This is a genomic window from Streptomyces sp. CRN 30, from assembly GCF_034105845.1.
On record NZ_JAVRHI010000468.1, the window covers coordinates 21,555 to 32,953 of the forward strand.

Annotated in this window: 9 protein-coding genes and 1 pseudogene; 4 read left to right on the forward strand and 6 right to left on the reverse strand. The window is 72.4% G+C overall.

The window, feature by feature from the left end; all coding sequences use genetic code 11:
• The first annotated feature begins 53 nt into the window (after positions 1-53).
• Positions 54-506 carry an ATP-binding protein gene (locus UW392_RS53200; RefSeq protein WP_320782672.1) on the forward strand — a complete coding sequence of 151 codons (453 nt, stop codon included), beginning with the start codon at positions 54-56 and terminating at the stop codon, positions 504-506.
• Between the two features lie 85 nt (positions 507-591).
• On the opposite strand, the gene UW392_RS53205 is transcribed toward UW392_RS53200, so the two are convergent.
• The 3 genes from UW392_RS53205 to UW392_RS53215 all read right to left on the reverse strand — a co-directional run bounded on the left by UW392_RS53205 (position 592) and on the right by UW392_RS53215 (position 5,292).
• The gene (locus UW392_RS53205) at positions 592-2,016 is read right to left on the reverse strand and encodes a PLP-dependent aminotransferase family protein (RefSeq protein ID WP_414497562.1); all 1,425 of its coding nucleotides are present in this window, start codon (positions 2,014-2,016) and stop codon (positions 592-594) included.
• Between the two features lie 180 nt (positions 2,017-2,196).
• Positions 2,197-3,660: an aminopeptidase P family protein gene (locus tag UW392_RS53210; protein ID WP_320782674.1), complete on the reverse strand. Its 1,464-nt coding sequence runs from the start codon at positions 3,658-3,660 to the stop codon at positions 2,197-2,199.
• A 177-nt stretch (positions 3,661-3,837) separates the two neighbouring features.
• Positions 3,838-5,292 (reverse strand): PP2C family protein-serine/threonine phosphatase, encoded by a 1,455-nt coding sequence (locus UW392_RS53215; protein ID WP_320782675.1) that lies wholly within the window; start codon positions 5,290-5,292, stop codon positions 3,838-3,840.
• A gap of 599 nt (positions 5,293-5,891) precedes the next feature.
• Here UW392_RS53215 and UW392_RS53220 point away from each other — a divergent pair.
• Both UW392_RS53220 and UW392_RS53225 read left to right on the forward strand, forming a co-directional pair.
• A complete protein-coding gene (locus tag UW392_RS53220; RefSeq protein ID WP_320782676.1) occupies positions 5,892-6,557 on the forward strand; it encodes a bifunctional DNA primase/polymerase in 666 nt (221 codons plus the stop codon).
• A gap of 54 nt (positions 6,558-6,611) precedes the next feature.
• Positions 6,612-7,388 (forward strand): hypothetical protein, encoded by a 777-nt coding sequence (locus UW392_RS53225; protein WP_320782677.1) that lies wholly within the window; start codon positions 6,612-6,614, stop codon positions 7,386-7,388.
• Between the two features lie 255 nt (positions 7,389-7,643).
• On the opposite strand, the gene UW392_RS53230 is transcribed toward UW392_RS53225, so the two are convergent.
• From UW392_RS53230 to UW392_RS53240, 3 genes are all read right to left on the reverse strand, one after another.
• The gene (locus tag UW392_RS53230; protein ID WP_320782678.1) at positions 7,644-8,633 is read right to left on the reverse strand and encodes a DUF5926 family protein; all 990 of its coding nucleotides are present in this window, start codon (positions 8,631-8,633) and stop codon (positions 7,644-7,646) included.
• Between the two features lie 199 nt (positions 8,634-8,832).
• Positions 8,833-9,471 carry an ATP-binding protein gene (locus UW392_RS53235; protein ID WP_320782679.1) on the reverse strand — a complete coding sequence of 213 codons (639 nt, stop codon included), beginning with the start codon at positions 9,469-9,471 and terminating at the stop codon, positions 8,833-8,835.
• A 347-nt stretch (positions 9,472-9,818) separates the two neighbouring features.
• The gene (locus tag UW392_RS53240; RefSeq protein ID WP_320782680.1) at positions 9,819-10,628 is read right to left on the reverse strand and encodes a glycerophosphodiester phosphodiesterase; all 810 of its coding nucleotides are present in this window, start codon (positions 10,626-10,628) and stop codon (positions 9,819-9,821) included.
• A gap of 282 nt (positions 10,629-10,910) precedes the next feature.
• Here UW392_RS53240 and UW392_RS53245 point away from each other — a divergent pair.
• Positions 10,911-11,399: pseudogene (locus UW392_RS53245) on the forward strand (hypothetical protein); the annotation flags it as partial.

An 11,399-nucleotide genomic window follows, 5' to 3' on the forward strand; every position in this document is an offset into this window, starting at 1 on the left:
CTGGGCAGGGCAATACGTATCGGTATGTCGAGCCGCGGCCGGGAGGCTGGAGCATGAGCATCTGGTGGTCACTCCAACTTCGGCGGGAAGCCGCCAGTGTGCCGCTGGCCCGAAGGCTGCTGATCGGCACCATGGAGACCGCGGGGGTGGACCCGGACGTCTCCTACGACCTGTCCGTCGCCCTCAGCGAGGCCTGTGCCAACGCCGTCGAGCACGGTGGGGCCGCGTCGGGCACCCCGTCCGAGGCGTACCGGGTCACCGCGTACCTGGACGGCGAGAAGTGCCGTATCGAAGTCGCCGACTCGGGCCCCGGATTCCCCGCGGGACGGAGCCGTCCGGTGATCCGCCCGGCCCGCACCGACGCCGAGCACGGCCGCGGCCTGTGCCTCATCGAGGAACTCGCCGACCACGTGCACATCGGCAACAAACCGGGCCGCAGCGGCGCCGTGGTGAGCTTCGACAAGATCCTCAAGTGGCGTGAGGGTGCTCCGCTGATGGCGGTGTAGTGCCCGTGGCGTCGCGGGGCACGGGGAGCCGTCCTGGCGGGTCGGACACGGCCGCGGCGGACGCACCGGCCGCAGCCGGGCCGCTTCAGCGTCCGCCCGCCGTTGCCTCCACCACCTTGCCCAGCACCCTCAGGGCCTCCGGGTAGACCCGCTCGCGGGGCGTCCCGAACCCGATGACCAGTCCCTGCGGGCGGCCCTCGCCGGGCGTGTGCCAGTGGTCCCCGAGGCGCCCGACCGCGAGTCCTTGCGCCTCGGCGCCCGCCAGCACCGCGGCCTCGTCCGGTACGTCGACGAGCGCGTGCAGCCCCGCCGCGACGCCCCGTACGTCCCGCCCCGGGCCCAGCAGGTCCGACAACTGGTCGCGGCGACGCCGGTAGCGGAGCCGGCAGGCCCGGACGTGCCGGTCGTACGCACGGCTGGTGACCATCTCAGCGAGCGCCAGCTGGCCCATCGACTCGGTGTGGTGGTCGCTGTGCAGCTTGGCGTCCGCGACGGCGTCGACGAGGTGCGGCGGCAGCACCATCCAGCCCAGACGCAGTGCGGGACCGAGCGTCTTGGAGGCGGTGCCCAGGTAGACGACGTGGTCCGGCGCCATGCCCTGGAGGGCGCTCAGCGGCTGCCGGTCGTAGCGGAACTCCCCGTCGTAGTCGTCCTCGACGATCAGCCCGTCGTGCGTGCGCGCCCAGTCGGTGAGCGCCCGGCGTCGCGCGGGGTGCAGGGCGGCACCGGTCGGGTACTGGTGGGCGGGGGTGACCACGACGGCCGCCGGACTGCCCAGGCCGTCGACGCACGCACCGCGTCCGTCCACCGGGACCGGGAGGACCGACCCGCCGTTGCGGCGGACGACGTCCCGGTGGAACGGCATGCCGGGGTCCTCCATGGCGACCGCCCCGCCGTCCAGCACGCGCGTGAGCAGGGCCAGGCCCTGGACGTACCCGGAGGTGATCACGATCCGCCCGGGCGGCGCGATCACCCCGCGGGCCCGCCCCAGATAGCCCGACAACGCCGTCCGCAGCTCGATGCGGCCCCGCGGATCCCCGTAGTCGTACGCCAGTGGGGGCGCCGCGGCGGCCGCGCGCCGCATCGCCCGCAGCCAGGCCGCCGTCGGGAACGCGCCCACGTCGGGACTGCCGGGCCGCAGGTCCAGTCGGGGTGCACGCGCGCGTGCGTCGTCGACGGCCGGTGACAGGGCGTGCGCGGGGAGCGGTGCCACCTCGGTGCCCGACCCCTGACGTGCCGTCAGATACCCCTCGGCGACCAGTTGGTCGTACGCGGCCTTGGCGGTGCCCCGGGACATGCCGAGGTCCGCGGCGAGGCGCCGGGTCGCGGGTAACCGGGTGCCCGGAGCCAGCCGTCCCGCCCGCACGGCGTCCCGGAGCACGCGCTCCAGCCCCGTCCTGCGCCCCGTGGCCGCGTCCGGCTCACCGCGCAGGTCCACTCCGACGCCGGACCAGAAGTCCGCGGTGTGACCGGGTCCCCTGACCACAGAGAATCGCCCCCCTAGGCACATCAAGAACCCAAGGGGACACGTGCCACCCCGGGTACACCAGTGGCCGGGTACCCAGGAGGGCACCCGGCCACCAGTCTCGTATCAGTGTGCGAAACGCACCATAGGGCCTGGAATCAGCCTCGGTTCCTCACCGCGGGGCCGTGGCCGTCCCGGTGGGGGAGAAGGTGAGCCCGGAGACGGTCATCCCTTCAGGGACGCCATCCACGCCTCGACCTCGTCGGAGCGGCGGGGCAGGCCCGCGGAGAGGTTCCTGTTGCCGTCCTCGGTCACCAGGATGTCGTCCTCGATGCGGACGCCGACACCGCGGTACTCCTCCGGCACGGTCAGGTCGTCGGCCTGGAAGTACAGGCCCGGCTCGACGGTGAGCACCATGCCGGGCTCCAGGGTGCCCGCCACGTACGTCTCGGTGCGCGCGGCGGCGCAGTCGTGGACGTCCATGCCGAGCATGTGCCCGGTCCCGTGCAGCGTCCAGCGGCGCTGGAGGCCCAGTTCCAGGACGCGCTCGACGGGCCCCTCGACCAGGCCCCACTCGACCAGCCTCTCGGCCAGGACGCGCTGCGCGGCGTCGTGGAAGTCGCGGTACGCCGCACCCGGCTTGACCGCCGCGATACCGGCCTCCTGGGCCTCGTACACGGCGTCGTAGACCCTCTTCTGGACGTCGCTGTACGTGCCGTTGACCGGCAGCGTGCGCGTGACGTCGGCCGTGTAGTACGTGTGCGTCTCCACGCCCGCGTCCAGCAGGAGCAGGTCGCCGGAGCGCACGGGACCGTCGTTGCGCACCCAGTGCAGCGTGCAGGCGTGCGGGCCGGCGGCGGCGATGGTGCCGTAGCCGACGTCGTTGCCCTCCACGCGCGCGCGGAGGAAGAACGTGCCCTCGATGTACCGCTCGGAGGTGGCCTCGGCCTTGTCGAGGACCTTCACCACGTCCTCGAAGCCGCGCACGGTCGAGTCGACGGCCTTCTGCAGCTCGCCGATCTCGAACTCGTCCTTGACCAGCCGCGCCTCGGAGAGGTAGACCCGCAGCTCCTCGTCGCGCTCGGCGGTCACCTTGTCGTGCAGCGCGGCCTCGACGCCGGCGTCGTACCCGCGGACGACCCGGACCGGGCCGGTGGCCTCCTTGAGTGCCTCGGGCAGCTCGCGGACGTCGGCGGCCGGGATGCCGTACAGCTTCCCGGCCTCGGTGAGGGAGAGCCGGCGGCCGACCCACAGCTCGCCCTGGCCGGACAGCCAGAACTCGCCGTTCTCACGGTCGGAGCGCGGTAGGAGGTAGATCGTCGCCCGGTGCCCCTCCGCGGTGGGCTCCAGCACCAGGACGCCGTCCTCGGTCTGGTTGCCGGTGAGGTACGCGTACTCCACCGAGGCGCGGAAGGCGTACTCGGTGTCGTTCGAGCGGGTCTTGAGGTTGCCCGCGGGGACGACGAGGCGCTCGCCCGGGAAGCGCGCGGAGAGCGCGGCACGGCGGGCGGCCGTCTCGGCGGCCTGGGCGACGGGCTTCAGGTCGTGCAGCTCCGTGTCGGCCCAGCCGGACCTCATGTTTTCGGCCAGCTCGTCGGACACGCCCGGGTACAGGCCGTTCTTGCGCTGCTTGATCGGCTCTTCCGACTCGTTCTCCGGGGTCTCCGGGAGCTCGTCCGCCACGGTCATCCTCCTCGATACGGCACTGACCTCCCCATCGTACGTTCGTGCGGACGGAGGGCAGGGGGCCGGAATGCCCTGTCACGGCGGCTGCGACGGCACCGCGGCGGGCGGCGCCACGGGTGGCCGGGGAGGGCGGAACGCCCCGTCGCGCCTCCTGCCCGTCCCGGCCGGGCCGGACCCGGGTCAGTCGAAGCGTGCCGCCAGCAGCACGACGTCCTCGGTGTGGTCCTCCCCCCGCCCTCGGCCCCGTCCCTGCCCCTGTCCCGGCTCCGACCGGCCGAAAAGACACCCTCCCGCCGCCTCGTCCGGCAGCACGGTGCGCAGGACGTGGTCGGCGACCGCCCCCGGATCGGCGTGTGCCGCCCGTGGGGTGCTCGCCGCGGCGGCGTGCAGCCGGGCGAAGGCGCGGTCGACGGGATCGCCGGTGCGGCGCAGCAGCCCGTCGGTGAAGAGGAGCACGGTCTCGCCGGGTTCCACGCTCAGTTCGACGCTCGGCGCCTCCCAGCAGGCGAGCATGCCTAGGGGAGCGGACAGGGAGGTCTCCACGAACTCGGTGCGCCGCTCGCCGACGACCAGCGGCGGGCTGTGCCCGGCCCCGGCCAGTGTGATCTTGCGCAGGGCCGGTTCGCAGTACGCGAAGAGGGCGGTGGCGCAGCGGGCGGGTTCGGTGAGCCTGAGGAGCAGTTCGAGATCGGACAGGACGGCGACGGGATCTTCGCCCTCCATCACGGCGTACGCCCGCAGCGACGCCCGCAGGCGCCCCATCGCCGCGACGGCGCTCGGCCCGGACCCGGTGACGGAGCCGACGGCGAGGCCGAGCGCGGCGTCGGGGAGCGGCAGGGCGTCGTACCAGTCGCCGCCGCCGCGGGGGCCGGAGCGGTGCCGGGCGGCCAGCCGGACGCCGGCGACCCGTGGCAGCCGGGTCGGGAGCAGTTCCTCGGAGATGGTCGTCATGCACGCGCGCGTGCGCTCGAGTTCCACGATCCGGGCCAGGTGCTCGCTCGCGTAGCGGGTGTAGAGGCCGATCAGGTGCCGTTGCCGCGCGGCCGGTTCGGCGGGTTCGTCGTAGAGCCAGACGGCGGCTCCGAGGCGGCCCGCCGCCTGGGTGGCGAGCGGCAGCGTGTAGCTCGCGGCGTAACCGAGGCGGGCGGCCACCTCCCGGTGGCGGGGGTCGAGTCCGTCCTCGGCGAACAGGTCGGGCCGGGCGATCCCGGCCTCCCCGCCGTGCGGTCCGTCGAGGATCCTGCCGTACGACATGGCGGCGCGGGGGACCGTCTCCAGGTGGCCGAGATCGGCCCGTCCGAGACCGAGGCCGACGGTCGTGTCGGGGCCGAGCCCGTCGCCGGGTTCGAGGACGAGGAGGCCGCGCCGGGCACCGACGAGGGCGGCGCCGGCCCGCAGCAGTTCGTGCAGCGTGTCGGGGAGTGCGGCCGTGCGGGCGAGGCGTTCGGTGAGTTCGTGCAGCGTCGTGAGGTCGGACACCCAGCCCGCGAGCCGGTCCTGGATGACGGCACCGGGAGCGGTGCGGGGCGTGACCGCCGGGGCTTTCGGGGTGGCGGATGCCGGCGCGACAGTGTGGGCCGGTGCCGGGACGGTCGAATCGATTCCGGCCACTTTCGGAAGGTGCGGGGCGTTCATCGCAACCGGCTTTCGGACCGGTGCATTTTACTCAATAGCATCGCAAACCCCCATGTCATTTTGCGCCGCTAGCGATGGCTCCACATGTACACGCATGTGTGAGGAGATGTCCAGCATTGTCCTGCTGGGATTGCTGGTGTCCGTGAGGCCGGTGCGTCTCTTGCGTAATAGTGAAGTTGGCTGAAAACTGTCTCAGTGAACGGCGTATTGCGGTCGACTGGCCTTGTTCGACAGAGCGTCACAGCGGTTGTGATGGGTACGTACTCGGTGAAGGCCAGCGTGGCGGGGATCGCCCGGAACCTGGTGACCGAACCGGGCGTCTTAGCCACCGACGACCGTGCCCCATCCTCCCGTGGCGGAGGCGACGAGCAATAGCGGGACGGCAAAACGCCAGGCGTCGCCACCCCCACGCCATGCCCACGCTTTTGATAGACGCAGTATGGGCGCGGACGCGGCCAACGCTCCGCCCATAGGGGTAACCCCTTGTCCGAGACAGGGGTGTGATGCGCCAGCGGGTACGCACAGTGAAGTGATCGACTCATGTTCTGACGTGGACCACACAGTGTTGCCAGGCGTGCAACGGAAAGGAACGAGCGCTCATGCGCGAGATCCTCGGAAGGCGACGCAGGCTCCTGTCCAAGCGAAACGGCGGGCGGCCCGAGATGCTGCAGCAGGCCCTGACGTTCGCGGCCGAATGGCAGTGGCCCGTGCTCCCGGGCGCGGCGCCGGACCCGGAGAGCCGGTCCCGCTGCTCATGCCCGGACCCGGAGTGCGTGGTGCCCGGAGCCCACCCCTTCGACCCCGGTCTCCTCGCGGCCACCACCGACGAGCGCATGGTGCGCTGGTGGTGGACCAACCGCCCCGCGGCCCCCGTCGTCCTGGCGACCGGAGGCGGTGCGCCCTGTGCGGTGAGCCTGCCCGCCCTGGCGGCCGCACATGCACTCGGCGCGCTCGACCGCATGGGCATGCGCCTCGGGCCGGTCGTCGCGACCCCCGCGCGCTGGTCGATCCTGGTGGCCCCGTACTCCCTGGCCGAACTGGGCGAACTGCTGTACGCCAAGGACTTCGTGCCGGGATCGCTGCGGTTCCACGGTGAGGGCGGCTACCTGGCCCTGCCCCCGTCCCGCACCGGCCTCGGCGAGGTCCGCTGGGAGCGGGCGCCGCTGCCCGGCTCCGCGGCGCCCTGGGTGCCCGATGTCGAGGCGGTCGTCGACGCGGTGATCGAGGCCCTCACTCGTACGGGTGTGAGCGCGCCCGAGATGTAGGGAAGTCGGGCGCGCGGGGGCCAGGTGTCCGTTGTGGCTCGTTATCTTCCGTTCATGCAACTTCATTCTGGGCGACACCGGGCCGCGTGGCCGCCGCACGGCGGACCCGACTCCCGGCGCCGCCGCTTGGTGGCGCTGGCCGCCGTCGTGGTGGCCGTGGCCGCCCTCCCCCTCGCCATGGCGTCCGCGGGACCCGTCGCCGACGCCGAACGCATGGCCGACCGGCTGACCGGGCGCACCGACGACAGGACCCGGTCCGACGACGACACGACCGGGGAGAACGGCCCGCGCGAAGCCGGTCCGCAGGGCGGCGGGGCGCACGGCGCGGGCGCTCCCGGAGCAGCGGAAGCCGGCGGTGACGAGCCCGCCGGCGGCCCGGACGTCGAGGCGGAACACGGCGGGACGCGGGCCGACGCGGAGCCGCCCGGGCTGCTCGACCCGGGACTCGCCACCACCGCCCGGTGCGGTGACGAACTGTCCTCCCCCGACGGCATCGAGGCGCAGACCTGTGTGCTGCGGCAGGACGAGGAGACCTGGGCGCGCGCCTACTACCGCAACGCCACCGGGAAGGAGCTCGGCGCCGTCCTCAGTTTCATGGGCCCGGACGGGCGCTCGGTACGGATGCACTGCCCGGTGGGCGCGCAGGACGAGCCGGGCGTGTGCGAGACACCCAGGGAGCACACCGAGGGCGATCCGGCCGCGTACACCGCGGTCGCCGAGTTCGCCGCCGCCGGACCCGAGGGCGGCCCGGACGCGGGGCTCGCGGGCGTCGGCCAGGGGCCGCTGCTCCTGCGTGCCGGAAGCAACTCTCCTGCGGCACACGGCGGTTGACGTCCGGGGTGGTCCCGTACAGCCGATCCCGTTCCGGGTCCGCGCATGGAAAGACCCGGTTGCTGGCGACGGGGGATGCACCAGCAACCGGGCTACTCGAACGGTAACAAGAGATCGGCGGTTCGCAAATTCGATCTCGGCTATTCGGACAGCGAATTCCCTGTGTCACCGTCGAGTTGTGACAGGAGTCACCCTTTTCGGGAGTGCTGCGGGGGCCGACCGACCGGTCGGCCCCCGCAGTGCGTCGGCCGGACGTCAGCTGAGCGTGACCTGCCGGTTGGTCAGGCCGCCGCGTGCCCGGCGCTCCTCGGCGGTGAGGGGCGCGTCCGAGGCCAGGGCGGTGGCGAGGCGCTCCGCGAAGTCGGCCGCGGGCTCCTCGACGTCCGCCGCGCCGACGCCGCTCGGCAGGTCCCAGACCGGCACCGTGAGGCCGTGCGCGCGGAACGACCCCACCAGGCGGGTGCCCTCACCGAGGCTCGACCGTCCCGCCGCGTGCAGCCGCGCCAGGGCGTCCAGAAGCTGCTCCTCGGCGTACGGCATGACCCAGCGCAGGTGGTTCTTCTCCGGCGTCTCGCACCAGTACGCGGCGTCGACACCCTTGAGCTTCACGGTCGGGATGGCCGCGGCGTTGGCGCGCTCCAGTGACGCGGTCACCTCCGGCGTCGCGTTCTCCGCGTCCGGAACCCAGAATTCGAAGCCCGGATGCACAACTGGCTCGAACGCGCCTTCGGGATCGAGCAGGTCCTGCAGCCGCGGTCCGTCCACCGGGGCGCGGCGGCCCTGCACCGGGGAGCCGGGCTTCGCGGTGAGCGCGCGCTGGAGGGTGTCGGCGAGGTCGCGGCTGATGTCGCCGGACGCCGTGTCGTTCTGCAGGCCGATCAGCACCGAGCCGTCGTCGCGGCGCAGCGCGGGCCAGGCCATGGGCAGCACCGTGGCGAGCGTGACCGACGGGACGTCCTCGGGGAGCGCCTCCCGCAGGGGCAGCTCCACGGTCGCGGCGGGCACCAGCTCGCGCAGCGCGACCCAGTCGCCCTCGCCCGGCAGCCCCTCGAAGGGCCGCTGCACCAGCTCCGTCGCGGCCTGCGCGGCGGCGCGGCCGTGACATGCCTTGTACCGGCGGCCGCTGCCGCAGGGGCAGGGTTCGCGGGCGCCGACGACCGGGACCTGCCCGTCGGCGCCTGCGGCACCGGCCCCGTCGGTGGGCTGAGGCTTCCTGGCCTTCGTCTGGGGTCGCTTCTTGGCCATCGTGGCGTCTCCCGGTTACGGCTCGTCTCGTACGGGCGCGAGCCTAGTCGCTCGTACGACGAGCGACGGGACCCTGTGGACAACGCACCGGGCCGTCCTGGAACGGGCGCTTCGCACGGGGCCCGTTCCGGCCGTGGGAGCGGGGCGCGCCGGGCGTGTTCCGGCCGTCGCGACGCCGCGGAGATATGTCAGGAGCGCCCTAGGCCAGGTCCTCGAACGCCTCCGCGAAGTCCAGGTCGGACATCGCGGGCACCGACGGCACCGACGGGGCCGTGACACGGCTGACGAAGTCGTCGCGGCGCCGCGCACGGTACACGTCGTCCTGGACGACCACCCACACGGTGACCTCGCCGCAGACGTCGTTCCGGACGCCCCAGTCGTCGGCCAGCGCCGTGATGATGTTCAGCCCACGGCCGCCACGAGCAGTGACCGAGGGCGTGGACGGAACCGGGCTCGTCGGACCACCCCCGTCCGTCACCTCGACGACGAGGCGCCCGGAGGTGTCGACGCGCCACGCGGCGCGTACGTCGCCGTCTCCGGCCAGGGCCTCGCCCAATGGCCTGCCGTGTTTGCAGGCGTTGCTGAGTAGTTCGGAAAGAATCAGTACGGCGTCGTCGATGACCGATTCCGCCACACCGCCGATACGCAATTGATCGCGCATCCGGTGTCTCGCTCTCCCCACGCCCGCAGGGCCATGAGGTACGGCCATGCTCGACGACGTGGGCACCTCCTGTGCCACCACCAACGCCACCCCCGAGACCTCCTTCGCCCCACGCCACGGTGTGGATGCCCCATTGGACTGGACTGGAAACCGGCCAGTCGCCGAGCGCTGACGCACTCGTAACGATCAAATACGGGCTGAACGCGCCGGTGCACTCCCTGTTATGTAAAGACCTGTTTCGTGTGCCGTTGTGTCGCTTCTCGGGTGCTCCTCGGACGGTTCTTGAGTGCTTACCGCGTGTTTCCTCGCACTTCTCGTGACTTCTTGATGGCGGGACGGTGGCTCGTGGGCGGCTCGGACGCGCCTGACAGTGGCTTGTCGACGGCTCGTCATCGGCTTGCCGGTGACTTCGCGGGAGGCCATAAGGGCGCTTCTGCGGGCGTTATCCACTTTTCGCAGGCGCCTGGCCGCGGAACCGCACAGTCGAATGCCGACCGTCCCCGAACTCCGGAGCGGTCCGGGATTCAGCGGCCGAGTTGGCGCAGTACCGCGCGCGGGCGATTGGTGATGATGGCGTCGACCCCCAGATCGACGCAGAGTTCGACGTCCTGTGGCTCGTTCACGGTCCACACGTGCACGTGGTGGCCGGCCTTTTTCAGCCGCTGGATGTACGCGGGGTGATTGCGCACGATCCGGATGGAGGGCCCCGCGATCCGCACGCCCTCCGGCAGCCGGCCGTCGCGCAGCCGCGGCGAGACGAACTGCGTCAGGTAGACCGTGGGCAGCGTCGGGGACGCCGTCCGGACACGGTGCAGTGAACGTGCCGAGAAGCTCATGATCCGTACCCGTGAGTCGGTGGCCGACTCGGGGGCGTCCAGGCCGAACCGCTTCAGCAGGAGCAGCAGCCGCTCCTCCACCTGGCCCGCCCAGCGCGTCGGGTGCTTGGTCTCGATGGCCAGCTCCACCCGGCGGCTCGCGTCGGCGACGAGTTCGAGGAGGCGTTCGAGGGTGAGGACGGAGGTGTCCCCGCGGTCCTCGGGCCGGTGCTCCCAGTCGGGCGCCTCCTCGTGGTTCCTCCAGGAGCCGAAGTCGAGGGCGGCGAGGTCGGCGAGTTCCAGGGCCGAGACCGCGCCGCGGCCGTTGGACGTGCGATTGACGCGACGGTCGTGCACGCAGACGAGGTGGCCGTCCGCGGTCAGCCGTACATCGCACTCGAGGGCGTCCGCACCGTCCTCGATCGCCTTCTTGTAGGCGGCCAGCGTGTGCTCGGGGGCCTCTTCGGAGGCACCGCGGTGGGCGACGACCTGGACCGGGTGCTGTCGTGCGTGGGTCACCGCGTCATGGTGCCATCGAGAGGGGGTAGGTGTGGGAGTGATCGTGCGAGAAGTGTCCATTTTGTCTGATAGGACGGAAGTAAACGGTGATCCCGCACCCACAGCCTGCGTTTATGGTGCTCTGACGGTCCATGGGAAAAGCTGACCGCATACAAAAGCACATGACAAACGCATGCACAGATGCCCAGCTTCATGGCGCCTGACCGTAGAAGCATGATCGAACGTGACTGAGTGCGACCGAGTGCTATCGAGAACAATCGCCGTGGATCGAGGAGAAGAGCTGTGAGCACCGAGAACGAGGGCAACGCGGTACCCCCCGCCCCGTCCGCACCTCCCGTGCCGGTGGAATCTCCTTCTGCCCCCGCGTCCGCCCCGGCGCCCGAGGCCGACGCACCGGCTGCCGCCGCACAGGGGGGCCCGACGACGCCCATGCCGTCGGTGCCGCCCCACCCCCCGACGGCCCGGCCGAGCACGCCGCCGCCGGGGGCGCCCGCGTACGGGTCCGCCGGGGATCAGGGTGGGCACGGGCAGCAGACCGCGGGCGGCGGCCAGGGCCCGTACGACCGGGCACCGGACCCGGCCGGGCAGGCGGCGAGTGGCTACGGGCAGGCCGGAGGCGACCAGGGGCCGCACGGCTATGCGCCGCCCGCAGGCGCCTCCACGGCTCCGCCCGGAGGAGCCGGCGCACCCGTACAGGCCGGCTGGCCCCCGCCGCCCGCCACCTCGTCGTACGCGGACGGCGGCGGCGCGGGCACGGGCACGGGCTGGGGC